The 24,039-nt window shown below is 73.8% G+C and carries 26 protein-coding genes; 16 read left to right on the forward strand and 10 right to left on the reverse strand.

Annotated elements, in window-relative coordinates; all coding sequences use genetic code 11:
• Window positions 1–3 precede the first annotated feature (3 nt).
• Complete coding sequence (locus A8713_RS19245; protein ID WP_064534763.1) at window positions 4–1,056, reverse strand: hypothetical protein; 1,053 nt, start codon at window positions 1,054–1,056, stop codon at window positions 4–6.
• A gap of 291 nt (window positions 1,057–1,347) precedes the next feature.
• Between A8713_RS19245 and purN the strand changes: the two genes are divergently transcribed.
• Together purN and purH are read left to right on the forward strand one after the other, a co-directional pair.
• A complete protein-coding gene (gene purN / locus A8713_RS19250; protein ID WP_064534765.1) occupies window positions 1,348–1,977 on the forward strand; it encodes a phosphoribosylglycinamide formyltransferase in 630 nt (209 codons plus the stop codon).
• Window positions 1,974–3,539 carry a bifunctional phosphoribosylaminoimidazolecarboxamide formyltransferase/IMP cyclohydrolase gene (gene purH / locus A8713_RS19255; RefSeq protein WP_064534767.1) on the forward strand — a complete coding sequence of 522 codons (1,566 nt, stop codon included), beginning with the start codon at window positions 1,974–1,976 and terminating at the stop codon, window positions 3,537–3,539. Before purN ends, purH begins: the two co-directional genes overlap by 4 nt.
• Before the next feature lie 3 nt (window positions 3,540–3,542).
• On the opposite strand, the gene A8713_RS19260 is transcribed toward purH, so the two are convergent.
• On the reverse strand, window positions 3,543–3,941 hold the full coding sequence (locus tag A8713_RS19260; protein ID WP_064534769.1) for an ATP-binding protein: 399 nt from the start codon (window positions 3,939–3,941) through the stop codon (window positions 3,543–3,545).
• Entirely contained in the window at window positions 3,938–4,147 is a 210-nt protein-coding gene (locus A8713_RS19265) for a hypothetical protein (RefSeq protein ID WP_064534771.1), read from the reverse strand. Before A8713_RS19265 ends, A8713_RS19260 begins: the two co-directional genes overlap by 4 nt.
• 118 nt (window positions 4,148–4,265) lie before the next feature.
• On the opposite strand from A8713_RS19265, the gene A8713_RS19270 reads away from it, so the two are divergent.
• Both A8713_RS19270 and A8713_RS19275 read left to right on the forward strand, forming a co-directional pair.
• The gene (locus A8713_RS19270; RefSeq protein WP_107440669.1) at window positions 4,266–5,120 is read left to right on the forward strand and encodes a helix-turn-helix domain-containing protein; all 855 of its coding nucleotides are present in this window, start codon (window positions 4,266–4,268) and stop codon (window positions 5,118–5,120) included.
• Window positions 5,098–5,301, forward strand: a complete 204-nt coding sequence (locus A8713_RS19275) for a DUF397 domain-containing protein (protein WP_064534774.1) — start codon at window positions 5,098–5,100, stop codon at window positions 5,299–5,301. The genes A8713_RS19270 and A8713_RS19275 overlap by 23 nt, the downstream gene beginning before the upstream one ends.
• Window positions 5,302–5,369: 68 nt before the next feature.
• Here the strand turns inward: A8713_RS19275 and A8713_RS19280 are convergent, their stop codons facing one another.
• A complete protein-coding gene (locus A8713_RS19280) occupies window positions 5,370–5,843 on the reverse strand; it encodes a hypothetical protein (RefSeq protein WP_064534775.1) in 474 nt (157 codons plus the stop codon).
• A 147-nt stretch (window positions 5,844–5,990) separates the two neighbouring features.
• On the opposite strand from A8713_RS19280, the gene A8713_RS19285 reads away from it, so the two are divergent.
• The gene (locus A8713_RS19285) at window positions 5,991–6,470 is read left to right on the forward strand and encodes a MarR family winged helix-turn-helix transcriptional regulator (protein ID WP_079159042.1); all 480 of its coding nucleotides are present in this window, start codon (window positions 5,991–5,993) and stop codon (window positions 6,468–6,470) included.
• A 140-nt stretch (window positions 6,471–6,610) separates the two neighbouring features.
• Window positions 6,611–7,015 carry an SgcJ/EcaC family oxidoreductase gene (locus tag A8713_RS19290; protein WP_064534779.1) on the forward strand — a complete coding sequence of 135 codons (405 nt, stop codon included), beginning with the start codon at window positions 6,611–6,613 and terminating at the stop codon, window positions 7,013–7,015.
• Between the two features lie 41 nt (window positions 7,016–7,056).
• Here A8713_RS19290 and A8713_RS19295 read toward each other — a convergent pair whose 3' ends face one another.
• The 3 genes from A8713_RS19295 to A8713_RS19305 all read right to left on the reverse strand — a co-directional run bounded on the left by A8713_RS19295 (window position 7,057) and on the right by A8713_RS19305 (window position 10,077).
• Window positions 7,057–8,628 (reverse strand): serine/threonine protein kinase, encoded by a 1,572-nt coding sequence (locus tag A8713_RS19295; protein ID WP_064534781.1) that lies wholly within the window; start codon window positions 8,626–8,628, stop codon window positions 7,057–7,059.
• On the reverse strand, window positions 8,625–9,395 hold the full coding sequence (locus A8713_RS19300; protein WP_064534783.1) for an FHA domain-containing protein: 771 nt from the start codon (window positions 9,393–9,395) through the stop codon (window positions 8,625–8,627). Before A8713_RS19300 ends, A8713_RS19295 begins: the two co-directional genes overlap by 4 nt.
• Before the next feature lie 133 nt (window positions 9,396–9,528).
• On the reverse strand, window positions 9,529–10,077 hold the full coding sequence (locus tag A8713_RS19305; protein WP_064534785.1) for a hypothetical protein: 549 nt from the start codon (window positions 10,075–10,077) through the stop codon (window positions 9,529–9,531).
• 298 nt (window positions 10,078–10,375) lie between these two features.
• Here A8713_RS19305 and A8713_RS19310 point away from each other — a divergent pair, with 298 nt between their 5' ends.
• From A8713_RS19310 to A8713_RS19350, 9 genes are all read left to right on the forward strand, one after another.
• Complete coding sequence (locus A8713_RS19310) at window positions 10,376–11,230, forward strand: bifunctional methylenetetrahydrofolate dehydrogenase/methenyltetrahydrofolate cyclohydrolase (protein WP_064534787.1); 855 nt, start codon at window positions 10,376–10,378, stop codon at window positions 11,228–11,230.
• On the forward strand, window positions 11,220–11,738 hold the full coding sequence (locus A8713_RS19315; protein ID WP_064534789.1) for a DUF3017 domain-containing protein: 519 nt from the start codon (window positions 11,220–11,222) through the stop codon (window positions 11,736–11,738). Before A8713_RS19310 ends, A8713_RS19315 begins: the two co-directional genes overlap by 11 nt.
• Before the next feature lie 267 nt (window positions 11,739–12,005).
• The gene (locus A8713_RS19320; protein WP_064534791.1) at window positions 12,006–12,554 is read left to right on the forward strand and encodes a helix-turn-helix domain-containing protein; all 549 of its coding nucleotides are present in this window, start codon (window positions 12,006–12,008) and stop codon (window positions 12,552–12,554) included.
• A gap of 147 nt (window positions 12,555–12,701) precedes the next feature.
• A complete protein-coding gene (locus A8713_RS19325) occupies window positions 12,702–14,177 on the forward strand; it encodes a helix-turn-helix domain-containing protein (RefSeq protein ID WP_064534793.1) in 1,476 nt (491 codons plus the stop codon).
• Window positions 14,178–14,662: 485 nt separating this feature from the next.
• The gene (locus tag A8713_RS19330; RefSeq protein ID WP_064534795.1) at window positions 14,663–15,652 is read left to right on the forward strand and encodes a malate dehydrogenase; all 990 of its coding nucleotides are present in this window, start codon (window positions 14,663–14,665) and stop codon (window positions 15,650–15,652) included.
• Between the two features lie 198 nt (window positions 15,653–15,850).
• Entirely contained in the window at window positions 15,851–17,584 is a 1,734-nt protein-coding gene (locus tag A8713_RS19335; protein ID WP_064534796.1) for a hypothetical protein, read from the forward strand.
• Complete coding sequence (locus tag A8713_RS19340) at window positions 17,571–17,924, forward strand: hypothetical protein (protein WP_064534798.1); 354 nt, start codon at window positions 17,571–17,573, stop codon at window positions 17,922–17,924. The genes A8713_RS19335 and A8713_RS19340 overlap by 14 nt, the downstream gene beginning before the upstream one ends.
• Window positions 17,925–17,977: 53 nt before the next feature.
• Window positions 17,978–18,913, forward strand: a complete 936-nt coding sequence (locus A8713_RS19345) for a hypothetical protein (RefSeq protein WP_237305412.1) — start codon at window positions 17,978–17,980, stop codon at window positions 18,911–18,913.
• A gap of 285 nt (window positions 18,914–19,198) precedes the next feature.
• Complete coding sequence (locus A8713_RS19350; protein ID WP_064537590.1) at window positions 19,199–20,683, forward strand: aldehyde dehydrogenase family protein; 1,485 nt, start codon at window positions 19,199–19,201, stop codon at window positions 20,681–20,683.
• A 6-nt stretch (window positions 20,684–20,689) separates the two neighbouring features.
• On the opposite strand, the gene A8713_RS19355 is transcribed toward A8713_RS19350, so the two are convergent.
• Genes A8713_RS19355 through A8713_RS19365 form a run of 3 tightly spaced genes read right to left on the reverse strand, consistent with a single transcriptional unit; the run spans window position 20,690 to window position 22,376 of the window.
• Window positions 20,690–21,433, reverse strand: a complete 744-nt coding sequence (locus A8713_RS19355) for an isocitrate lyase/PEP mutase family protein (RefSeq protein ID WP_064534800.1) — start codon at window positions 21,431–21,433, stop codon at window positions 20,690–20,692.
• Window positions 21,430–21,873, reverse strand: a complete 444-nt coding sequence (locus A8713_RS19360; RefSeq protein ID WP_079159044.1) for a carboxymuconolactone decarboxylase family protein — start codon at window positions 21,871–21,873, stop codon at window positions 21,430–21,432. Before A8713_RS19360 ends, A8713_RS19355 begins: the two co-directional genes overlap by 4 nt.
• Complete coding sequence (locus A8713_RS19365; protein ID WP_064534802.1) at window positions 21,870–22,376, reverse strand: carboxymuconolactone decarboxylase family protein; 507 nt, start codon at window positions 22,374–22,376, stop codon at window positions 21,870–21,872. The genes A8713_RS19360 and A8713_RS19365 overlap by 4 nt, the downstream gene beginning before the upstream one ends.
• A gap of 47 nt (window positions 22,377–22,423) precedes the next feature.
• Between A8713_RS19365 and pdxR the strand changes: the two genes are divergently transcribed.
• Complete coding sequence (gene pdxR / locus A8713_RS19370) at window positions 22,424–23,812, forward strand: MocR-like pyridoxine biosynthesis transcription factor PdxR (protein WP_064534805.1); 1,389 nt, start codon at window positions 22,424–22,426, stop codon at window positions 23,810–23,812.
• The last annotated feature ends 227 nt before the right edge of the window (window positions 23,813–24,039 follow it).

Here is a 24,039-nt window from a genome sequence, read left to right on the forward strand (position 1 = left end):
GCCTCAGTCGTCCGTGCCGAGCATGCCCCGCAGCTCCTGCGGCAGATGCCGGTCGCAGGACTGCTGGGCCTGGTGCGTGAGCGAGTCGTTCACGCACGAGTAGTAGTCGCGGTAGACGAACTGCGCGGCGAAACCGGCGAGGACCAGGGCGAGGGCGAGGGACGCCGTGACCAGGCCGCTGATCGCCGCCGTGAGCTGCGGGCGGTTGCCCCCCGCACCGGCCCCGGTACCGGTCCCCGCGCCTGCCCCGGGACCCGCCTGGGGCACAGCCGGAGGCAGCTGCCCCTGCGGCGGGACCTGCCCCGGTACCTGCCCAGGCAGCTGTCCCGGCGCCTGCCCCGGGAACTGTCCCGGAACCTGCGGCCGCCCCGCGCCGCCCCCCGCCTGACCGGTCCCCGCCCCGGCACCGGCCCGGCGCGGCTCGGACCGCAGTGCGCTGATGCCCCAGTACAGGGCGAGCGCACCGAGCAGCAGGGCGACGGGCGACCAGCCGAACAGGACGAAGAAGACGGCCCACATACCGGCGAGCAGGGAGAAGCGGGCGCGGCGCTGGGCGGGGTCCGTGGGGTCCCAGCGCATGCCGGAGCCCCGGCCGGAACCGCCCGGTCCGCCCGGTCCGCCGCCCGGCTGCTCGGGTCCGCCGGGACGCTGGGGCCGCTCGCCGAAGCCGCCGGGGGAGCGGCCGGGCTGCCGGTCGCTCCACTGGCTGCCCCAGGGCGAAGGCCCGCCACCGGGCCCCTGCCCCTGACCGTCCCCTTGGCCCTGCCCCTGGCCCTGTCCCTGACCGTGGCCCTCGCCGGAGCCCTGGCCGCCCGGGTGCCGGGGACGCCACGGCTGGTCGGGTGTGCCCTCGACGGGCGGAGCGAAGGGATTGTCCTCGGGGGTGCCGGGGGTGCCGGGGGTGCCGGGGGCGGTGCCGCCCCGGCCGCCGCCGTCGCCGCCCGAGGGCGCGTCCGGCGGTGTGGAGGGGCGCTCCCGCAGCAGCACGGTGCCGCGCTCCCCTCCCCGCGCCGACAGCGTTGGGAGGATGCGGAGTCGCAGGCTGCGGTCGGGCATCAAGTGAGCGTCTTCCCCTTGGTGAGTCACAACTGGTCGGACCGGTGTCCGGCACGTCCCTCACCCCTTGAACGCCCGGAGCGCACACTGCGTTCCCCGGGTGTCCCCGGCGCGTTCCCGTACCAGGCCGGTGCAGACGCTACCGCCCGGCCGCGCCCCCGTCCCACGGGGGCCGTCAGGAGTGCCGGTATCGTTGCTGGCGGTCGGCTGCTTCGTAGGGTTCCCCGTATCCGGGGACCCGAAGCATTCGTACGACCGTACAAGAACAGCTCCCCGAGAAAGGGCCCCACCGTGGCCGCCAAGCCCGTGGCCAAGCGCCTCGTCGTGCTGGTCTCCGGATCCGGCACCAACCTCCAGGCGCTCCTCGACGCGATCGCGGAGGCCGGAGCCGAGTCGTACGGCGCCGAGATCGTCGCCGTGGGCGCCGACCGCGACGGCATCGAGGGGCTGGCGCGCGCCGAGCGCGCCGGGCTGCCGGTCTTCGTGTGCCGGGTCAAGGACCACGCCACCCGCGACGAGTGGGACGCGGCGCTCGCCGGGGCGGTCGCCGCCCACGAGCCCGATCTCGTCGTCTCCGCCGGGTTCATGAAGATCGTGGGCAAGGAGTTCCTCGCGCGCTTCGGCGGGCGGTTCGTGAACACGCACCCGGCCCTGCTGCCCAGTTTCCCGGGAGCCCACGGCGTCCGTGACGCGCTCGCGTACGGCGCCAAGGTCACCGGTTGCACCGTCCACTTCGTCGACGACGGCGTCGACACCGGTCCGGTCATCGCCCAGGGCGTGGTCGAGATCCGGGACGAGGACGACGAGAGTGCGCTGCACGAGCGCATCAAGGAAGTCGAGCGAAGGCTGCTCGTCGAGGTCGTGAGCCGGCTCGCCCGCCACGGCTATCGCATCGAGGGACGAAAGGTAGTAATCCTGTGACCGCCGAGAGCAACAAGCGGCCCATCCGGCGCGCGCTCGTCAGCGTCTACGACAAGACCGGTCTGGAGGAGCTGGCCCGCGGGCTGCACGAGGCCGGGGTCGAGCTGGTCTCCACCGGCTCCACCGCCGCGAGGATCGCCGCCGCCGGGGTCCCTGTCACCAAGGTCGAGGAGCTGACCGGCTTCCCCGAGTGCCTGGACGGCCGGGTCAAGACCCTGCACCCCAAGGTGCACGCGGGCATCCTCGCCGACCTGCGCCTCGACGACCACCGGCGCCAGCTCGACGAGCTGGGCGTGGAGCCCTTCGGTCTCGTCGTCGTCAACCTCTACCCGTTCCGTGAGACGGTCGCCTCCGGCGCGTCGCCCGACGAGTGCGTCGAGCAGATCGACATCGGCGGCCCCTCCATGGTGCGCGCCGCCGCCAAGAACCACCCGTCGGTCGCGGTCGTCACCAGCCCCGAGCGGTACGCCGACGTGCTGGCCGCGGTCCGCGACGGCGGCTTCGACCTGGCCGCCCGCAAGCGGCTGGCCGCCGAGGCGTTCCAGCACACCGCGTCCTACGACATCGCGGTGGCCGGCTGGTTCGCCGCGTCCTACGCGCCCGCCGACGACTCGGCCTTCCCCGAGTTCCTCGGCGCCACGCTGGAGCGCAAGAACACCCTGCGCTACGGCGAGAACCCGCACCAGCCCGCCGCGCTCTACACCGACGGCACCGGCGCCGGTCTCGCCGAGGCCGAGCAGCTGCACGGCAAGGAGATGTCGTACAACAACTACACGGACACGGACGCCGCCCGCCGTGCCGCGTACGACCACGACGAGCCGTGCGTGGCGATCATCAAGCACGCCAACCCGTGCGGCATCGCGACCGGCGCGGACGTCGCCGAGGCGCACCGCAAGGCGCACGCCTGCGACCCGGTCTCCGCCTACGGCGGTGTGATCGCCGTGAACCGCCCGGTCAGCAAGGAGCTGGCCGAGCAGGTCGCGGACATCTTCACCGAGGTCATCGTCGCCCCGGACTACGAGGACGGCGCGCTGGAGGCCCTCGCCAGGAAGAAGAACATCCGGGTGCTGAAGGCGCAAGGCGCGCCCTCCCACCCGGCCGAGGTCAAGCCCATCGACGGCGGTGCGCTGCTCCAGGTCACCGACCGGCTCCAGGCCGACGGCGACGACCCGGCCAACTGGACGCTCGCCAGCGGCGAGGCGCTGTCCGCCGACGAGCTGGCCCAGCTCGCCTTCGCCTGGCGGGCCTGCCGGGCCGTCAAGTCCAACGCGATCCTGCTCGCCAAGGACAACGCCTCGGTCGGCGTCGGCATGGGCCAGGTCAACCGCGTCGACTCCTGCAAGCTCGCCGTCGAGCGGGCCGGCGAGGAGCGGGCGCGCGGTTCCTACGCCGCCTCGGACGCGTTCTTCCCCTTCCCGGACGGCCCCGAGATCCTGATCGCGGCCGGGGTGAAGGCGATCGTGCAGCCGGGCGGCTCGATCCGCGACGAGCAGGTCGTGGAGGCCGCGAAGAAGGCGGGCGTGACGATGTACTTCACCGGCACGCGCCACTTCTTCCACTGACCCTCACCCGTTCCCCGGGCCCAGGGGCACATCCCACCAGACGGTCTTGCCGTGGCCGTTCTGGGTGACGCCCCAGCGCAGCGCCACCGCGTCGAGGAGGAGGAGTCCGCGCCCGGACTCCTCCTCCTCGTCCGCGTGGCGCACCACCAGCCACGCGTGCGGCTCCCGGTCGCCCACCTCGACGCGGACCGGGCCGTCCTCCCCGTCCGGGCACCGCACCCGTACGGACACGGGGGCGCCCTCCCCGACGTGCAGGATCACGTTCGTCAGCAACTCGCTGACGCAGAGCTGCACATCGCCGCACGGCACGCCCAGGTGCTCGCGCACCGCCCGGCGCACCTCCGCCACGGCCGTTGGGTACGCCGCCAGGTCCAGTGCCAGCGGTGGCGGTGACGTCCTCACCCCGCCGCTCCCTTCCGCAGCGCGGCCGTCAGTGCCTGGGCGGTGGCCTGATTGCAGTTCCCGAGCGCGACGAGCGGGGCGCTGTACGACGCGGCCAGCGAGGGGAGTTCGAGTCCCAGCGAGGGCAGCGTGATGCCGTGCGCCAGGAGCGCGGCGCGCAGTTCCGCCAAGTGGGCCTCGGCTTCCCTGATGTGGGGGTGCGGCACGGGCGTACACCTTTCTGTGTGCGATGCGTGACGAATGGCTCACACAGTGGCGTAACGCGGCGTACCGTGCCAGGGGTTCGGGTTGCGCACGGTGACTGGTAAACGGTGGTGATGAGCGATGCCCGCTCGCAAGGATCCCGACGCCTCGACGAGCGTCCCCTCCTTCTACGGCGCGGAGTTGCGCTTCAAGCGCGAGGCGGCGGGCCTCACGCTGGAGCAGTTGGCCGAGGGCAGCTTCCGGGGGATCTCGTTCCTGAGCCAGATCGAGCGGGGTGAGCGGCGGATGCCGCTGGATCTCGCGCGGCACGCGGATCAAAGGCTGGGCACGGACGGCTTTTTCGAGCGGCGGTGTGAAGACGTCGCCAAGGCGAGGAACACCGGGCATCCGATGTACTTCCTCGAAGTACCGGAGCTGGAGAAGCAGGCGACGTCACTGGAGGAATGGCATCCCGACATCTTCCCTGGTCTGCTTCAGACGGAGGAGTACTTCCGGGGACTCGCACGGTACATGGGCCCGTTGACGCCCCCGGAGAAGGTCGAGGAGAGAGTTCGCGGCCGGATGGCCCGCGCGGAGCTGTGGCGTCGGGCGGACCGGCCCACGTACTGGGGGATCGTGACGGAGGAGGTTGTCCGAGGTGCCCCACTTCCGCCAGCGGTGATGGCTGCGCAGTTGGAGCACGTTGTCGATCTGATGCGGGCTACGAAGAGCATTCTGCAGATCATTCCGGGAACAACGCTCTGGCACCCCTTGAAACATGGCATGGCAAAGATCATGACCTTTGCCGATGCCCCTCCGCTGGTGTGGTCGGAGAGCGATTTCGATGGGCGGATTATTGATTATCCGCCGAGAGTGACGGAGTACCGACGGCGGTACGATCTGCTCAGGGCCACCGCCCTTCCGCCGGACGCGTCCATTGCCCTGATCGAAGAAGCAGCAAGGACCTACAGACATGAAGCAGAGCAAGGCGATTGACCTGAGTCGGACGACTTGGCGCAAGAGCAGCTACAGCAGCGAGGACGGCGCCGACTGCGTCGAAGTAGCCGGCACTTTCCCCGCCCTCGTCCCCGTCCGCGACTCCAAGAACCCCGCCGGCCCCGTCCTCCTCTTCCAGCGGAGCGCCTGGGCCCCCTTCCTCTCCGCGCTCAAGGACTGACCGCATGGCGATGGCCTCCGGCCCTCCCCCAGGAGGGGCCGGAGGCCATCGCCGTCAGGCGGCCCGGATCAGCAGGGGCGCAGGGACCAGATCGGGTCCCACGTGGCCGTACCGGCCTGGTAGGCGGTGGACGTCCAGCGGACGCTGCCGTCCTTGTTGAAGAACTTCGCCACCGTGCCCGGTGTCTGGTTGTTGGTGAAGGGACCGTTGCCGGTCCAGTTGTTCAGGTTCCAGGTCTGGCACTTGTAGAAGTCGAACTTCTGGCCGTTGACGAGCATGCAGAGATGGCCGTAGGCGCAGTCCAGGTCCTTCTTCAGGGCGGCCCTGTTCCTGGGTGCGTCGGTGACGGTGAGGCCGTCGTACCTCACCGCGTCGGCGGTGACGTGGAGGGGCTCGGGATGCCCCGCCAGGACCTGCTCGGCCCGCTGCTGGAGGCTGGTCACCCGGGTGCCGGCCGGGTCGGACGCGGAGGCCGCGGCCGAGGTTCCGGCGAGCAGGGCGGTGGCCGCGACGAGCAGCGCGGCGGGCTTCTTCACGTTCACAGGTTCCCCCATGTGACGAAGGTGGTCGTACCGCCGAAGCGGAGTGGTCACACCGTGTCAGTCAGGCGTCACCATGGGTACCTCGGATGTCTCAGGGTCCGGGGGCGGTCCGTTCCGGTGGGAACGACCGGCTGCTACGTTGCCCGGATGAGGAAAGGACCTGCCACGCGCAGTGCCGGGGCGGACGAGCCGCTCGGCTTCGTGATCGCCTCGGTGGGCAACGCGGCGGCTCTCGCGTTCGAGTCCGCCCTGGCCGTGGAGGGCCTGCATCCGCGGCACTTCGCCGTGCTGCGCGGGTTGCGTGACGGTGAGGAGCACAGCCAGCAGCAGCTCGCCTCCTCGCTGGGCATCCCGGCCAGCCGTCTGGTGGGGCTGCTCGCGCTGCTGATCGACAGGGAGTTGGTGGAGCGGCGCGAGTCGCCGGCCGACGCCCGGGTGAAACTGGTCCGCCTGCGGGCGGAGGGCCGCGCCGAACTGGAGCGGCTGATCCGGCTCGCGGGCGCCTCGGAGCGGCGGCTGACTGCGGGGCTGACGGCCGGGGACAAGGCCGAACTGCGCCGGCTGCTCGGTATCGTCCACGCCAATGTCGCCGCCGAGCCCGGGGGACGGCCCGCCCGGGTGTGGTGAGCGGACTTCCGGTCCTCCGGTGGCTGTCCTGTTCCTGTCGGTGGCGGGGCTTGCCAAGTTCGTTTCAGTAGGAATAGTTTCAGTGAGAACGAATCGAGGCGCGGCGCTGCCGCGCGGCACCCGACCACAGGGAGACGGCGATGACGGTCACGAGCGACGACACGGTCGAGGAGTTCCTCGGCCGGATCCGGGACGCCTGGGACGCGGGGGACGCGAGCGGCTACGCGGCGCAGTTCGCGGAGGACGCCTCGTATGTGATCTTCATGGGGGACGCCCTGTTCGGGCGTGCCGCCATCGAGCGGACACACCGCGAGGTGTTCGCCCGGTGGCAGAAGGGCACGCGCATGGCGGTCAGGCCGGTCGACGTGCGGATGCCGGACGAGTCCACGGCGGTGGTGACCACCGTCGGCGGCATCGGCAAGCGCGGCCGGATCGGCTTCGACAAGTTCCAGACCTTCACGCTGCACCGCCGCGAGGGACTCTGGGAGTGCGTGGCGTTCCAGAACACGAGGATGAGCCGCCGGTCCCGGCGCGCCCACCGCTGAGGACGCCTCCGGCCGCGGGCGGTACCTCGGAGTTCTCAGGGTCACCTGCGGCCCGGAGGCGTGTACTCCTTGAGGTAGTGGGCGACGCGGGCGCAGTAGTCGCGGTACTTCGGGGGAACTCCGCCCGCGTCGTTCACCTTGCGGAACGAGGTCCGGTAGGCGGCGGCGATCAGGACGCGCCGGTCGCCGGGCAGGCCAGGGGCCAGGTTCGGGGCGATGAAGCACAGGTAGCGGCCCATCGCCGGGATGGAGACCCGGGCCGGGAACGGCGGCCGGGGGACCGTCGCCGCCGGCTGCCCGTCCGGGCGGATCCACCAGCGCAGCACGCGCGGCGTCCAGCGGGCGATGCCGTACTCGTCCTTGGCGGGATCGGACAGATTGGGGTCGAAGTCGCTCTCCGCCTTCAGCATGGCGGCGACCAGCGCGGGGGTGACGTCCGCGCTGGGGCAGGCGTGCGCCGCGTCGACGATGAGGGGCCGGTAGGAGGGCGGTACGCCCTGGTCGGTACGGAGTTCGGGGGCGCCGTAGGTGGCGGGGGCGGCCGAGGTGCCGGGCAGCGCGGCGGAGGTCTCGGCGGGCGGCGGCTCGTGCGCCAGGGTGCCGATGCCGTAGCCGAGGGCGGCGACGGCGGCCGTGGCGAGCAGACCGCCGGTGAGCAGGCGGGTGCGGTGCCGGTGCCCGGCGGCGCGCGCGGGCAGCCGCAGCACGCGCGGCGGGCGTGCGGTGCCGGCCGCGGCGGTGACGCGGCGCAGCAGCGCCTCGGTGCCGATCCGGTCGGCGTGCGTCCGGGTCAGGCAGAGCGGCAGCAGCGCCCGCCAGGCGTCCGGGAGTCCGGGGGACAGACACAGGCCCGCCGTGCCGCGCGCGTAGGCGACGGCCGCGTCCCGGCGGGCGGTGGGGATACCGCCGGGCAGCGGGAACGCGCCGGTGAGGGTCAGATGGGCGAGGACGCCGAACGCCCAGACGTCGGCGGACGGGCGGATCCGCCGCCCGCGCTCCCCGATCTCGGACCACAGCAGTTCGGGCGGGGTGTAGTCGGAGGTGGAGAAGCCGGGGGAGTAGGCGTGGGTGCCCTCCAGCTCGGCGGCCATGTTGAAATCGGCCAGCCGCGCCGAACCGTCCCGCATCAGCAGCACGTTGGCCGGTTTCAGGTCACCGTGCACCCAGCCGGCCCGGTGCAACTGCGCCAGGCCCTCGCAGATCTGCGCGAGCAGCGCGGGGCCGTCGGCGGGCCGGGGACACGAGGCGAGCAGCGCGGCGAGCGAGCCCTCCGCCTTCTCCAGGACGAGGACGGTGGCGCCGTCCAGGGCGGGACATGCGGGATCGTCCACGGTCAGCGTCTCGTACATCCGGATCAGCCGGGGCCGGCGCAGTCGGCGGTGCAACGCCACCTCGCGGTCCACGAGTTCACGCAGATGAGTGAGGCGGCGCGGGGTGCCGGTGCCGGTCGGCAGGAACTTCAGGGCGGCGCTCTGCGGCAGCGGGCCGTGGCCGCCACCGGTCCGCCGGGCCTCGTAGACGCTGCCGAAGGCGCCCGTCGCCAGGGGCCGCCGCACCTCCCAGACGCCCACCCGGTAGCCGCGCGGCACCGGCACGGCGTACGGCTCGGTCACCGCTCCACCGGGCCCGGGGCGGCCTGGAGCACCGTGCGGCCCGGCCCGGCGAGCACCACCAGGTCGTCCTCGCGCACCAGGTCGAAGCGGAGGGCGAGCGAGACCAGCGACTCCTTCTTGCCGTTGAGCCGCGGGCCGGACTCGGCGGTGTCCGGGCCGGGTTTGAGGCGCAGCTTCACGGCCAGGTAGTCGATGTTCCACTGCACCGAGGTGCGCGAGGCGGCCGGCCAGAGCGGGCGCAGCCGCTCCACGACCTGGTCGACGGTGGGCAGCGGCGCGTGCGGGTCGCCGCGCAGGCGCGGCTCGCACAGGGCGGCGAGCACCGCGAAGTAGCGCTTGGCGCGGTCCACGGAGAAGGCGGGCACGGTGGGTTCGCCGTCCGGGCCGCCCGTACCGTGCAGATAGTCGTGGCGCGGCGCCCACACCTCGATGGGCAGCAGGTCACCGGCGGCGGGAAGCACGATCCGGGAGAACTCGAAGGGCACCGGCGCGTCCAGGCGGCCCGGCCCCACCTTGATGTGCTCGCCCGCGCCCTCCGGGTTCTCCACGACGTAGGTCTGCCGGGCCGAGAGGTTGCTCAGTATCCAGAAGGCGCCGTGCGCGGTGATCCGTCCGGCCCGGCGGGAGACCCCGTCGTGCCCGATCACCAGGTCGTTGTCCGGGGCGGAGCGCCCGAAGGCCAGATGGTCGCCGGGCGCCAGCCGCAACTGGCCGCCGGTCCGCTCGTCCTCCGTGGTCGGCGGAGGTACCACGATGATGCTGTACAAGGTGCGTCTCCCCGTGCCTGACGGCTACGGATCCCAGACTAGGGCGACGCACCAGGGCCGTGCCCGCCCTCGTGAGGGTGAGACACGGCCCTGGGGGTGAATCGCGGGAACCGCTCGGTACGGCGGCCGGATCTCAGTAACGCGGGCGGTTGAACCACGCCTTGCCCTTGGAGCCGCCGACGAAGCAGGCGATCAGGATGCCCAGGACGAGATGCACGAGGCCGATGATCGGGAAGGGGTAGAGAGCCAGAACCGCGGTGACGATGCCGAAGACCAGGGTGGCGACGCGCAGACCGTTGCCGCCTGTGGTGAACTTCGATGCCAGGACCGCCGCGAGAACGAGCCAGACCAGTGCGAGGACCACGAAGCCCCACAGCACGCCGGTCGGGTAGTCGGCGAGTTGCGGCACGTCGTCGTTCTTCTTGAGGCGGTCGATGGCCACGGCGGCGAATATGTAGATGGCCACGCCGATCACCTGGAGACCGACGATCACCCAGAGCATCACGCGGGCGGCGCTCACGTTGCCCGGCATGGTCAGGGGGGCGCCGCCGCCGTAGGGCTGCTGGCCCAGCGGCGGGGCCTGCGGGTAGCCGTAGCCGGGGGCCTGGCCCGGCTGCTGGGGCTGGCCGTATCCGGGCTGCTGCGGGGCGCCGTAGGGGTTGTTCGGGTCGCCGTAACTCATGGCGGTGGTTCCTCCGTGGATCAAGTGCGGGGACGACGCGCGGCACCGTACGGAGGAGAGTTCTACAGAAAGCGGTCCGTCCCCCCGATGAGCTGCCCGCGGCACTGTGCCGTCCATCGTTCTTGACCGAATGCTTACTTGTCCAGTCGTATCCGGCGGGTGTTGTGCAAGTGCAACATCACTGATCATGGACGCGACGGGCGGGCGGACGGCGGGGCGTGCGGATGCGAACGGCGCCGCCACCCGGTTCGGCACACCGGATTGGAACAGCGGGCCGGTCATCCGCGAGGATGGGGCCATGACCGCCCAGATTCTCGATGGCAAGGCCACCGCAGCCGCGATCAAGTCCGATCTGACCGCCCGGGTGGCGGCGCTGAAGGAGAAGGGCGTCACGCCCGGCCTCGGCACGATCCTGGTCGGGGACGACCCCGGCAGCCGCAAGTACGTCGCGGGCAAGCACCGCGACTGCGCCGAGGTCGGCATCTCCTCCATCCAGCGCGAGCTGCCCGCCACCGCCTCCCAGGAGGAGATCGAGGCGGCCGTCCGCGAGCTGAACGAGGACCCGGCCTGCACCGGCTACATCGTCCAACTGCCGTTGCCCAAGGGCATCGACGAGAACCGCATCCTCGAACTGATGGATCCGGACAAGGACGCCGACGGCCTGCACCCGATGAACCTCGGCCGCCTGGTCCTCAACGAGCCCGCCCCGCTGCCCTGCACCCCCAACGGCGTGCTGACCCTGCTGCGCCGCCACGGCGTGGAGATCAAGGGCGCCGAGGTCGTGGTCGTCGGACGCGGGGTGACCATCGGCCGCCCGATGCCGCTGCTGCTCACCCGGCGCAGCGAGAACGCCACGGTCACCCAGTGCCACACCGGCACCCGCGACCTGTCCGCCCACCTCAAGCGGGCCGACATCATCGTGGCCGCGGCCGGTTCCCCGCACCTGATCCGCGCCGAGGACGTCAAGCCGGGCGCCGCCGTCCTCGACGTGGGCGTCTCCCGCAACGCCGAGGGCAAGATCGTCGGCGATGTCCACCCGGACGTCACCGAGGTGGCCGGCTGGCTCTCCCCGAACCCCGGTGGTGTCGGCCCGATGACCCGGGCCCAGCTGCTGGTCAACGTGGTCGAGGCGGCGGAGCGCAGTGTCGGCTGAGGCGAGCGGCACCGTACGCGGCAGGCTGCGCCGGGCGGGCCGGGGGCGGACCGGCCAGGACACGGGCGGCACGGACGGCGGGCCCGGCGGGGCGGCCGGGAAGGGGCGCCGCCCGCGCGGCACGCGCCGCTTCCCGCTGTTCACCCGGGACACCGCGCGCCCCGAGGGCGGCGGCCGGGCCGCTCCCGGCGACGCCCCGGCGCCCGCCCGGCAGTGGCCGCTGCTGTCCGTCCTGATCACGGTCGGCGTCGGCCTGCTGGTGATCGCCCTGGACGCGTTCCGGGTGGGGCTGCTGCTGGTCGGCATCGGTCTGCTGGGCGGCGCCGTGCTGCGCTGGCTGCTGCCCCGGGTCGGCATGCTCGCCGTCCGCTCCCGCTTCACGGACATCGTCACCTACGGCGTGCTGGGCCTGGCCATCGTGCTGCTGGGGCTGATGGCCCAGCCCCAGCCGTGGCTGGAGATCCCGTTCCTCGACGACGTTCTGCACTACACCGTACGCAACCGCTGACGCGGTTCCTGCATCATCCTGAGTAGCGTGACGGCGGCCCATCCTCTCCCCCGAGTAAGGACGGGCCGCCGCCGGGATCAACCCTGCTCCACGGGGAACAGGCGTTCAACGCCTGTCTGTGCGCTGTGGCACGGAAGTGACCGTTCCGCTACGGTGTCCGCGCTTCGCCACAGCCATGTCCATGACCGGCGTGGGAACCGGCCGGTGCGCCGTCGTCGTCACTCGCCGCGAGGCGGGCCCCGTGGCCGCCGGGAGGTGAGGTGAGCGATGGGCGCCTGGCAGCCGTTGCCGGACGATCTGCCGCCGGAGGTACGGCATTTCGTGGAGCAACTGCGGCTGCTCAAGGACGGGACCGGGCTCAGCCTGGTCGCGCTCGGCGCGCGCACCGCGTACAGCAAGTCGTCCTGGCAGCGCTATCTCAACGCCACCCAGCCCCCGCCCCGGCAGGCGGTCGCCGCCCTGTGCCGGGTCGCGGGCCTGACCGGAGCGGACGCCGAACGGCACACCGTGCGCTGGGAGATGGCCGTCAAGGTGTGGCCCCGGACGGCACCGCTGGCCGCACCGCTGCCCGCGCCCGCGCCCGCGTCCGTGCCGGTCGCGGTCCCGGTGCCGCAGGGGCCGGACGCGCCGGACGCGCCGGACGGCGAGGTGCGCGAGGGCTACGAGGAGGTGCCCACCGTGCCGTGGTGGGACCGGCCCGAGGGGCTGGACGAGCGGCGGCGCGGCCGGCCCGGCGGGCGCCTGCTGCTGTACGCCGTCGCGCTGCTCGCCGCGCTGCTGGTGACCGCGGTCGTGGGCGCCGTCGCGCTGGGCTGAGCGGCGGTCGGAGTCGTCCGGGAACCGGGCTAGCGTGGACCATCAGCGCGTACGGCGGGGTGTCCGCGTCCTCCGCACGGGCACCGCACAGGCACCGTGCGGGGAAGAGCCGGTACGTACCGGGGAAAGAAGAGGGGGAGAGCAGCGATGCCTCGCTGGAAGGCCCTGCCCGAGGAACTGGACCCGCAGGTCAAGGAGTTCGTGGGTCAGCTGCGTCGGCTCGTGGACCGGAGCGGGCTGAGCGTCGCCGCGCTCGCCGACCGGACGGGCTACAGCAAGACGTCCTGGGAACGCTATCTGGGCGGGCGGCTGCTGGCGCCCAAGGGCGCGGTGATCGCCCTCGCCGAGGTGACCGGCACCGACCCGGTCCATCTCACCACCATGTGGGAGCTGGCCGAGCGCGCCTGGAGCCGCGCGGAACTGCGCCACGACCGCACCATGGAGGCCATCCGCGTCGCCCAGGCCCGCGTCGCCCTGGAGGAGGAGCCGCCCGGCGCACCGGCGCCGGACGCGGGGGCCGGGCCCGGTCGCGGTTCCGGGAAGGGCACTTCGGGCGGCGGCGGCCCGCGAGGCGGCGCGCCCGGGGCCCGTGCGGGCAAGGGCACCACGGCCGAGTCGCCCGCCGTCAGGACCGCCACCGCCGCGACCAGGCTGCCCACGCCGGGCATCGCGGGCCCGGCGGGCGTGTCCCCCACCGTGCCGCCGCAGCCGACCGCGTCGGACGCGGACGCCCGCGAGGACGCGCGGAGCGGGGCACGGAAGGGGACCGGGGCGGGCGCGAAGAAGCCGAAGGACCAGAAGGAAGACAAGGGCCAGAAGGAAGACAAGGGCCGGAAGGAAGAGAAGGACCGGAAGGTCAACTCGTGGGGCCTGGCCGGGTACCGGGGTCCGGCGCCGATGGGCGTCCGTCCGGCCGGGGGCGCGGCGGCGGTGCCCGCCGCCGCGGGCGGCGCGAGCGGCCCCGTACGCCGCCCGGACAGCGCCACCCCCGGCAGCGGCACACCGGCCGTGGCCCCGCCGGGACTGCCGGGACTGCCGGGACCGCCGGGCGCGGCCACGGGCCCGGCGGGCGCCGCGAACGCCGTACCGCCCGTGCCCGCCCCGCCCGCCCCGGCCTCCGGCGGCGGCTTCCGGCGCCAGCTGGCGATGTTCCTCGCGGGCATGCTCACGACGCTCGCGGTGATCGGCGGCGTCCTGTACTTCACGGGCGGCGACGGCGGGAAGAAGGCGGCGGGCGCGGCCCGTTCGCCCTCGCCGTCGGCCACCACCCGGCCGAGCCCGCCGCCCGGCGTGAAGTGCGTGGCCGACGGCTGCACCGGCAAGGACGCCCAGGCGATGGGGTGCAGCAGCGCCGGTCTGGGCACCACGGACCGCAGCGTCACCATCGGCGGCGCCCTCGTCGAGGTCCGCTACAGCAAGACCTGCGGCGCCGCCTGGGGCCGGGTCGTCCGGGCCGGGCAGGGCGACGAGATCCGGATCACGGTCGGCGCGCACACGGAGCGGGACACGGTCCCGGCCACGGGCGGCGGCATCGCGTACACGCCGATGGTGGCCGTCGCGGACGCCACCGGCGCGCGGGCGTGCGTGACGCTGTCGTCGGGCCAGAAGGGGTGCACGGAGTAGCGGGCACGCGGGGGCGGCGGCTCGGCGTGGCGCGGCTCGGCGCGGCTCGGCTCGGCTCGGCTCGGTTCGGCTCGGTTCGTGAAGGAGCCGCACCGGTCCGGAGAAGAAACCGGGTGGGGTGCGCATGAGGCCCGCCGCCCGGGGCACGTGGACCGTACCCCCACGGGAGTCCGGTGCTCCGGTACCCCCATTCGGCGGCCGTTCCGTCTCTCCCTCTCCCGGACGGACGGCCGCCTCCCGTGTGTTCCCCGCGTGTTCCCCGCCGGTGACCGGCTCACTCTGTGGGACGGGCCACAGGGGGCCGGACATCCGGCATGCCGGATGCGCGATAGCCTGACCGCTGGATCTCTCTTGACGCCAAGAGATCGATCATCCGTACGCGTGATCGATCACCGTGGCGGACGTCCGGTCTCCGCGGCCGGTCGCGGGGATCCCGCACCCCGGGGCAGGGACGCCCCGACCGCCAGCTGTCTACGGAGAACGCCATGACCCGCACTCCCGTGAACGTCACCGTCACCGGCGCGGCCGGCCAGATCGGTTACGCCCTGCTCTTCCGTATCGCCTCCGGCCAGCTGCTCGGCGCGGACGTGCCGGTCAAGCTCCGCCTGCTGGAGATCACCCCGGCCCTGAAGGCCGCCGAGGGCACGGCCATGGAGCTGGACGACTGCGCGTTCCCGCTGCTCCAGGGCATCGACATCTCGGACGACCCGAACGTCGCCTTCGACGGCACCAACGTCGCCCTGCTCGTCGGCGCCCGCCCGCGCACCAAGGGCATGGAGCGCGGCGACCTGCTGGAGGCCAACGGCGGCATCTTCAAGCCGCAGGGCAAGGCCATCAACGACCACGCGGCGGACGACGTCAAGGTCCTGGTCGTCGGCAACCCGGCGAACACCAACGCGCTGATCGCCCAGGCCGCCGCCCCGGACGTACCGGCCGAGCGCTTCACCGCGATGACCCGCCTCGACCACAACCGCGCGCTGACCCAGCTCGCGAAGAAGACGGGCACCACGGTCGCCGACATCAAGCGCCTGACCATCTGGGGCAACCACTCCGCCACCCAGTACCCGGACATCTTCCACGCCACGGTCGCCGGCAAGAACGCCGCCGAGACCGTCAACGACGAGAAGTGGCTGGCCGAGGACTTCATCCCGACCGTCGCCAAGCGCGGCGCCGCCATCATCGAGGCCCGCGGCGCCTCGTCGGCCGCCTCCGCCGCCAACGCCGCCATCGACCACGTGCACACCTGGGTCAACGGCACCGCCGAGGGCGACTGGGTCTCCATGGGCATCCCCTCGGACGGCTCCTACGGCGTCCCGGAGGGCCTGATCTCGTCCTTCCCCGTCACCACCAAGGACGGCGCGTACGAGATCGTCCAGGGCCTGGAGATCAACGAGTTCTCCCGCGCCCGCATCGACGCCTCCGTGCAGGAGCTGGCGGAGGAGCGCGAGGCGGTCCGCGCCCTCGGCCTCATCTGAGCCACCGCACCCGCGCACGGGCCCCGCTCCGGTTCGACCGGAGCGGGGCCCGCGTGCGTCCCCGGCGGACACGGTGTGGTTCGCGCCACTGCGGCATCCTCTTGACTGTTCGCTTCCCCTGTGGCTCGCCCGCCCCCTATGCTGATGGCCCATCAGTGTTACGCGCAGTGATGACCGTTCACTCCTCGGGGGAGCCACGTGAACACCGTGTCCGTGCCGCCACAGCCGCATCCGGCGCCTCCTGACGCGCCCCCGCCCGTGCCGCCGCACGCCAGCGAGGCCACCCGGCTGCTGTGCGCGGGGACCTATCTGGACCCCGCCTACCGGGACCGCGTGATCGAGGAACTGCACCTCAACGAGCAGCGCCTGGTGGCTCCTTCCCTCGGCTTCGACGCGGCCCGCGTCCTCGCGCACGCGCTGCGCGCCCGCCGTACGGAGGTCGGGTGGGCCGCCGGGATCGTGGGCCTGTGGATCGTCGGCTGGCCGCTGACCGGCGGGGTGATGGTGGTGTATCTGCTGCCCAGTCTGCTGCTCGCGATGGGCGTGGCCGCCCGCGGCGAGGACCCGAGCGCACCGGCGCAGCGCCGGGCCATGGCCGCCGCCCTGCGCTGGCTGGGCCGGCTGGTGTTCGCCCTCTTCCTGCTCGCCACCGTGGTCGCCGCCTTCTCCAGCGAGCGGGACACCTACGAGGCCACCGGCTTCAAGAGCTTCCTGCTGAGCCTGCTGCCCGCCCTGTCCCGGCTGGCCGGCGGCCACGACCGGGTGACGGCGCTCCAGGCGTGGCTCGCGCTGGTGCTGTTCCTGGCGGTCGCCGTGGCCGCGGGCGTCCAGCGCAGCCAGTTCGCCCGCGCGCTCGGCGGCGAACTGGCCCCGGACCGCTTCCCGGACGCCGCCTCCGACCCGGCGGAGCGCGCCGACGCCCCGCGCTTCCAGCGGCTGAAGGAACGCATCCGGCTCGAACAGCACGCCCCGCTCGTGATGTACCGCGAGTCCCGCCCGTTCTGCGGCGCGGGCCGGGCGTACGACACCTGGGTGCTCGCCGTCGAGATGCGCCCCGTCGAGGGCCGTACACCGCGCCCGCTGCGCAACCGCACGGTCCTGGACACCGTACGGCCGCTCCTGGAGGGACTGCGGCTGCCTCCGGAGTACGCGGGGCACACCGTGCGCGACCGGCTGCGCTGGCTGGAGCTGGACGAGTGCGTGTTCCTGCCCGCCGAGGGCCTGTCCCTGCGGCAGGACGCCCCCTACAGCCGGGAGGCGTTCGAGGAGCACCGGGACCGCGCCGTCGAGGAGGGCGCCGAGAAGCGGCGGCACTTCCTGCGAGTGCGGGTCGGCGGCTGGGAGGAGGAGCTGGTCGTCACCGTGTACATCCGGGTGCACACCCAGGGGCGCATGCTCATGCTGGAGATCGCCCCGCATGTGCTGATGCCGGTCCGCGAGGACTTCAAGGACGCCGACCGCACGGCCCACCGGTTCCGCGCCAACGGCTGGCTCGGCAAGGCGACCTGGGCCGCCGGGCAGGTGCCCCTTTCGGTGACGAGTTCCTTCCTCACCCTGTGCCGGGCGGCGGGCCACGCCTGGCAGCTGCTCACCGGCGGCTACGCGGACGCCCTGCCCGACGGCCCGGCGCTGTCCGTACGGGAACTGGGCGCCGCCGACTCCGGATCGACCTTCCAGCAGATGGACGTCGACCGCTATCTGCGCAGCGTCCAGGACCGCATCGCCCACGGCGTCCGCACGGCCCTGTCCGAACACGGCTACCAGACCGGGGAGTTCGTGCAGAAGGTCGTCAACATCAGCAACGGCGGGGTGCACATCGACTCCGTCGCCCAGAGCACGTTCGCCATCGGCACGCACGCGCGGGCCGGATCCTCGGCGACCACCGGCGGTTTCGCGCCGCAGAAGGGAAACAGCCACGATGACCACGGCTGATGAGCCCGGCGTCCGCATCGGCGACGTCTCGCACAGCACGTTCGCCATCGGCAGCCACGCGCACGCCGAGAGCCACCGCACGGCGGCCCCGCGCGACGCGGCGGCGGAGGAACTGCTCGCCGCGGTCCGGGAGCTGCGGGCCGATCTGCAACGGGTCCGGGCGAGCGACCGGAGCCGGGACCTGGACGCGGCGCTGGCCGACACCGAGGACGAGATCACCCGTACCGGGAGCGCGGGGGAGAGCAGGCGGCAGCGGCTGCGCGAACTGCTCGCCGACGCCCAGTCGGTGCTGGCCGTCTTCGCCTCGGCCGGATCGGTGGCCGGACTGCTCGGCATGTGACCTGCCGGGCGGCCCGCCCGGACGGCAGACGCGGACGGGGGAAGGAGAACACGGTGGTGGTGCACGGGGGCGGCCGGTACTGGAACGAGGAGACCCAGCGCTGGGAGAACGGCAGGCGGGGCGCGCCCGTGGCGACATCGCCGCCGCCCGCCCGGCCCGGCCATGCACCGGACGTGCCGGCGCCGGGACCGGTCCGGGACCCGGACGCGCCCGCCGGCCGGTGGACCGTGTCGGGACCGCCGTCCGCACCGGCCGTGCCCGGCGCCCACGGCCGCCGCAGGCTGTGGACGGCGGCGGCCGCGGCCGCCGGGACCGGCGTCGTCGCCCTGGTGGTGACGCTGAGCCTCGGCGGCGGGAGCGACGACGACAAGGCCGCGCCGGCCGTGGACATGTCCACCCCGGCCTCCTGGCCCGAGCCGTCGTGGTCCACGGACGCCTCCGGCGAGACGGGCACCGGCGGCCAGGAGCCGGATCCGGCCACGCGAGCGGCCACGGCGGAGCCCCCCGCCGGGTACACCGTCCGGGACGACCCGGAGGGCTTCAGGATCGCCGTGCCCGACGACTGGGAACGCCACACGGTCGCTTCCCAGTTCGGCATCGACATCGTCAACTACAGCAGCGGCTCCGGCCACCGGCGGATCCAGGTCTACCAGGTGGCGGAGGACTCGCCCGACGCCTCCTTCACGCTCTACCTCTCCGACGCGGTCCCCAAGCCCTCCGGCTTCCGGGCGCTGGCCCTGGACCACGTGCGGACGGACGGGGTGAGCGGCACGCGTCTGGAGTACGTCGCCGACTCGCTCAAGGGCCAGCCGGACATCGGCACCTGGCACGTCTACGACGAGCGGTTCGCGGCCGCCGACGGCAAGGTCTACGCCATCGCCTCCTACGGGCCCGACTCGGACAGCGGGGGCGGCGCGCTGGCCGCTCTCACCACGGCGCTGGGCTGGTTCTGCCCGCCGGGCGCGGTGTGCCCGGCGCCCACCGGCTGAGCCCCGCCGCCGCGCCCGCCCCGGTGGCGCCCGCCGCGCGTTTTGTGCCCGTAAGCGGCCAAGATCCGTGACACGCGGCACGTTCGCCCGCCGATCACGCATGGGAGCCGGGAGAAGAGGGCAGATGCCCCCGGCCCCGGGGGTGGCATCCGCGTCACCCCGGCGACCGTGAGGGAGCGGAAGGCAGTGCCGGACAAGCCGGTCGGACCGGAGGAGACGGATGAGGCGGGCAGCGCCCGGCGCCCGGCGCATCCCGCCCGGCGCCCGGCACACCCCACCCTGCACATGGGCGGGGAGTGGCGCCAGGCGTACTCCGGCGCGACGCGCGACATCCTCGACCCCGCGGACGCGACCGTGTGCGCCGTGGTCGCCGAGGGCGGCGCCCAGGACGTGGACCTCGCCGTGGAGGCCGCCCGGCACGCCTTCGACGGCGGGGAGGGCGCCTGGCCGCGCACTCCGGTCGCCGCCCGCGCCGAACTGCTGCGCCGCGTCGCCGCTCTGCTGCTGCGCGACCGCGAGCGGTTCGCCCTGCTGGAGAGCCGGGACGCGGGCAAGACGCTGGAGGAGGGCCGGGTCGACGTGGACTGCGTCGCCGACGCCTTCCGCCACTTCGCCGACCTGGTCGCCGCCGAGGCCCCCGGCCGGGTCGTGGACGCGGGCTCGCCCGACATCCACAGCGTCGTCGGGCACGAGCCGACCGGCGTCTGCGCGCTGATCACGTCCTGCGACTACCCGTTGCTCCAGGCCAGCTGGAAGATCGCCCCGGCGCTCGCCGCGGGCAACACCTTCGTGGTCAAGCCGAGCGAGCTGACCCCGCTGACGACCGTCGCGCTCGTCGAGCTGCTCGCCGAGGCGGGGCTGCCCGCCGGTGCGGCCAACCTCGTCACCGGGCCCGGCCGCACGGCCGGCGCCCGGCTCGCCGGGCATCCCGGGGTCGACCTGGTCTCGTTCACCGGCTGCCGGGCCACGGGCACCGAGGTGGCCCGTGCCGCGGCGGCCACCGTGAAACGGGTCGTCCTCGGGCTGGGCGGCAAGAACCCCAATGTCGTCTTCGCCGACGCCTGCGCCACCGACGACGGTTTCGACACCGCCGTCGACCAGGCCCTCAACGCGGCCTTCGTGCACAGCGGCCAGGTCTGCTCGGCGGGCTCCCGGCTGATCGTCGAGGAGTCCTTGAAGGAACGTTTCGTCACCGAACTCGCCCAGCGGGCCCGGCACATCCGGCTGGGCCGCGGCACCGAGCCCGGCGTCGAGTGCGGCCCGCTCGTCTCCGAGGAGCGGCGCGCCCGTACGGAGGCGTACGTGGCCGCCGCGCTCGCCGAGGGCGCCGTGGCCCGCTGCGGCGGCAGGCGCCCCGAGCCCGCCGCCTACCGGCCCGCCACCGGCTTCTACTACGAGCCGACCGTCCTCGACCGCTGCCACCGCCAGATGAAGGCCGTCCGCGAGGAGGTCTTCGGACCCGTCCTCACCGTGGAGACCTTCCGCACCGAGCAGGAGGCGGTCGCGCTCGCCAACGACACCGAGTACGGCCTGGCCGGGGCGGTGTGGACCGCCGACGCGGGCCGCGCCCGCCGGGTGGCGGGCCGGCTGCGCCACGGCACGGTCTGGATCAACGACTTCCACCCCTGCCTGCCGCAGGCCGAGTGGGGCGGCTTCGGCAAGAGCGGCCTCGGCCGCGAACTCGGTCCCACCGGCCTGGCCGAGTACCGCGAGACCAAGCACACCTACCAGAACCTCGCGCCGGGGCCGGTCCGCTGGTTCGCGGGCTGACCCGGATCACCCCGTGTGCGGAAGCGTCCCGGGTCCCTGCCGCAGCAGCCCGTCCGCGATCTCCCGCAGGGCCTGGGCCGTGCGGCGCTGGAGCCCCGGGCCGAAGGTGACGCGGGTGGCGCCGAGGGCGGCGGGGGAAGGGGCGCCGGGGGCCGGGCGGTGCAGGGCGTTCAGCGGGCCCTGGATACCGGCGCGCAGCAGGGGCAGGGCGTCCTCGGGGGCGAGGATCGGGTACACGCAGTCCGCGCCCGCGGCCACGTACCGCCCGGCCCGGCCGATGGCCCGGCCGGGATCGCCGTCGCCGTGCACGAAGGTGTCGACGCGGGCGTTGAGGAAGAGCCGGTCGCCGGCGGCCGCGCGGACCTCGGCGAGGTAGTCGGCGTGCTCCCGCGGGTCCTTGAGGACACCCCCGTCGGAGTCCTCAAGGTTGCAGCCCACGGCGCCCGCCTCCAGCAGCCGTTCCACCAGCTCCTTCGCCGGCAGCCCGTAGCCGCCCTCGACGTCCGCCGACACCGGTACGTCCACGGCCCGCGCGATCCGCGCCACCGCGGCGAACATCTCGTCGGCCGGGACGTCCCCGTCGGCGTACCCGAGGGACGCGGCGACGCCTGCGCTGGGGGTGGCGAGCGCCGGGAACCCGGCCTCCGCGAAGACCCGGGCGCTGGCCGCGTCCCAGGGGCCGGGCAGGATCAGGGGGTCGTCGGGCAGCCGCCCGTGGTGCAGGGCGCGGAAGGTCTCGGTGCCGTTCACGGGCGGTGACCTCCCGGCGGGACACGGCGGGCGACCATCAGGCGGTTCCAGCCGTTGATGACGGTGATCAGCGCGATCAGATGGGCGAGTGCGGCCTCGTCGAAGTGGCGGGCGGCCTCCTCGTACACCGCGTCCGGCACGAAGCCGTCCGTCAGCACGGTGACCGCCTCGGTCAGCGCGAGCGCCGCCCGTTCGCGCCCGGTGTACAGGTCCTCGGTCTCCTCCCAGGCGTTCAGGAGCTGGATCCGGTCCTGCGACTCGCCGTTCTTCCGGGCGGCATCGAGGTGCATGTCCAGGCAGAACGCGCAGTGGTTGAGCTGCGAGGCCCGGATCATGACCAGTTCGGCCAGGACCGGATCGCCCAGCCCCTCCTTGGCCGCCGCGCTCAGCGCCGACATCGCCCCCGAGACCTCCGGGTCCAGCAGCCGGGTCCGGCTCACTTGTGCGCCTCCGGCCGGTAGTGGCCCGGGGCCATCCGGGTGGTCACGCCGAACCGGTTCCAGGCGTTGATCACCGCGATGGCCGCGATCAGCTGGGACAGCTCGGCCTCCTCGAAGTGCCCGGCGGCCCTCTCGTACACCGCGTCCGGCACGAAGCCGTCGGTCAGGACGGTCACGGCCTCGGTCAGCTCGATCGCGGCCAGCTCCTTCTCCGTGTAGAAGTGCCGCGACTCCTCCCACGCGCTGAGCTGCACGATCCGCTCCACGCTCTCGCCGGCCGCGAGGGCGTCCCTGGTGTGCATGTCCAGGCAGAACGCGCAGTGGTTGAGCTGGGAGGCCCGGATCTTCACCAGCTCGTACAGCCGGGGTTCGAGCCCCTGCTTGGCGGCCGTGTCCAGGCGGATCATGGCCTTGTAGACCTCGGGGGCGTACTGGTGCCAGGACAGGCGGGGCGCCTGCTCGGCCGCGTACGGGGTGTCGACGGTTTCCGCTTCAGAGCTCATGTGCTCGACCCTAGGCGCGAAGCGTCCCAGGAGTATGGTCCATTTCCATGGCGAGAACATGGGCCACTCTGGGCGTCGACCTCCATCTGGAACCGGCCGGTCCCGGGGTGCGGCGCGGACTGACCGACGCCCTGCGGGAGGCGGTCCGCACCGGCCGGCTCGCCCCCGGCACCCGGCTGCCGTCCTCCCGCAGCCTCGCCGCCGACCTCGGCGTCGCCCGCAACACCGTCGCCGACGCCTACGCCGACCTCGTCGCCGAGGGCTGGCTCACCGCACGCCAGGGCTCCGGCACCCAGGTCGCCGACCGGGCGGTCGCCGCTTCCGCCACCGCCCCGCCGGGCCCGCACCGCACCCCGCACCGCCCCCGGCACGACCTGCGCCCCGGCAGCCCCGACCTGGCCTCCTTCCCCCGCGCCGCATGGCTCAGGGCGGCCCGCCGCGCGCTCACCACGGCCCCGCACCACGTCCTCGGCTACGGCGACCCGCGCGGCACGGCCGAGCTGCGCACCGCGCTGGCCGGGTATCTCGCCCGGGTGCGCGGCGTGCGCACCGGCCCCGAGCACATCGTGGTGTGCGCCGGGTTCGCGCACGGTCTGCGGATCCTCGGGGAGGTGCTGCGCGGGCGCGGCACGGACACCGTCGCCGTCGAGTCGTACGGCCTCGACCTGCACCGGGACCTGCTGACCCGGGCCGGTCTGCGCACCCGCCCGCTGCCCTTCGACGAACGCGGCACGGTCGTCGCACCGCCGCCCGGCACCGGGGCGGTCCTGCTCACCCCCTCGCACCAGTTCCCGATGGGCGTGGCCCTGCCCCCGGACCGGCGCGCGGCCGTCACCGACTGGGCGCGGCGCACCGGCGGGCTGGTCCTGGAGGACGACTACGACGGCGAGTTCCGCTACGACCGCCAGTCGGTCGGCGCGCTCCAGGGCCTCGACCCCGGCCACGTCGTCTATCTGGGCACCGCGAGCAAGTCCCTGGCCCCCGGCCTGCGGCTGGCCTGGATGGTGCTGCCCCCGGACCTCGCCGAGGCGGCGGTCCTGGCCAAGGGGCACGCCGAGGTCTGCGGGGTGCTGGACCAGCTGACGCTGGCGGAGTTCATCACCTCCGGTGCCTACGACCGCCAGGTGCGCGCCGCCCGGCTGCGCTACCGGCGCCGCCGCGACGCCCTGGTGGCGGCGCTGGCCACCGCCGCCCCCGCGGTCCGCCCCACCGGCATCGCCGCCGGACTGCACGCCGTGCTGCGGCTGCCGCCGGGCACCGAGCAGGCGGTGGTGCAGGCCGCCGCCTGGCAGGACCTCACCCTCTACGGCCTGTCCCGCTTCCGCCACGCGGACGCCACCGTGCCCCCACTGGACGCCCTGGTCGTCGGCTACGGCACCCCGCCCGACCACGCCTGGTCGGGGGCCCTGGACGCACTGTGCCGGGTGCTGCCCTGAGCGGGGGCGGGTGCCTGCGCGGCGGGTGCCTGCGGGGCGGGTGCCTGCGGGGCGGCTGCCTGCGGGGCGGCTGCCTGCGGGGCGGCTGCCGATCCGGCTGGGGTTGCCGTGGTGCCAGGGATTTTCGTGGCGCTCGGGGCTGCCGTGATGCCTGGGGCCGCTGGTCTGGCCGTGGTGTCCGTGACGGGCGAGGCAGCGCCAGGCGGTGCGAGGCAGCCGTGGGGCCT

This window comes from Streptomyces sp. SAT1 (assembly GCF_001654495.1).
GTDB classification, from domain to species: domain Bacteria; phylum Actinomycetota; class Actinomycetes; order Streptomycetales; family Streptomycetaceae; genus Streptomyces; species Streptomyces andamanensis.

Excerpts from the sequence above, each read along its gene's own strand:
- A8713_RS19340 (WP_064534798.1), top strand. The coding sequence starts at position 17,571 with ATGACCACGGCTGATGAGCCCGGCGTCCGCATCGGCGACGTCTCGCAC.
- A8713_RS19290 (WP_064534779.1), top strand. The coding sequence starts at position 6,611 with ATGACGGTCACGAGCGACGACACGGTCGAGGAGTTCCTCGGCCGGATC.
- A8713_RS19320 (WP_064534791.1), top strand. The coding sequence starts at position 12,006 with ATGGGCGCCTGGCAGCCGTTGCCGGACGATCTGCCGCCGGAGGTACGG.
- A8713_RS19325 (WP_064534793.1), top strand. The coding sequence starts at position 12,702 with ATGCCTCGCTGGAAGGCCCTGCCCGAGGAACTGGACCCGCAGGTCAAG.
- A8713_RS19365 (WP_064534802.1), bottom strand. The coding sequence starts at position 22,376 with ATGAGCTCTGAAGCGGAAACCGTCGACACCCCGTACGCGGCCGAGCAG.
- pdxR (WP_064534805.1), top strand. The coding sequence starts at position 22,424 with ATGGCGAGAACATGGGCCACTCTGGGCGTCGACCTCCATCTGGAACCG.
- A8713_RS19245 (WP_064534763.1), bottom strand. The coding sequence starts at position 1,056 with ATGCCCGACCGCAGCCTGCGACTCCGCATCCTCCCAACGCTGTCGGCG.
- A8713_RS19330 (WP_064534795.1), top strand. The coding sequence starts at position 14,663 with ATGACCCGCACTCCCGTGAACGTCACCGTCACCGGCGCGGCCGGCCAG.
- A8713_RS19275 (WP_064534774.1), top strand. The coding sequence starts at position 5,098 with ATGAAGCAGAGCAAGGCGATTGACCTGAGTCGGACGACTTGGCGCAAG.
- A8713_RS19270 (WP_107440669.1), top strand. The coding sequence starts at position 4,266 with ATGCCCGCTCGCAAGGATCCCGACGCCTCGACGAGCGTCCCCTCCTTC.
- A8713_RS19285 (WP_079159042.1), top strand. The coding sequence starts at position 5,991 with ATGAGGAAAGGACCTGCCACGCGCAGTGCCGGGGCGGACGAGCCGCTC.
- A8713_RS19305 (WP_064534785.1), bottom strand. The coding sequence starts at position 10,077 with ATGAGTTACGGCGACCCGAACAACCCCTACGGCGCCCCGCAGCAGCCC.
- A8713_RS19350 (WP_064537590.1), top strand. The coding sequence starts at position 19,199 with ATGGGCGGGGAGTGGCGCCAGGCGTACTCCGGCGCGACGCGCGACATC.
- A8713_RS19310 (WP_064534787.1), top strand. The coding sequence starts at position 10,376 with ATGACCGCCCAGATTCTCGATGGCAAGGCCACCGCAGCCGCGATCAAG.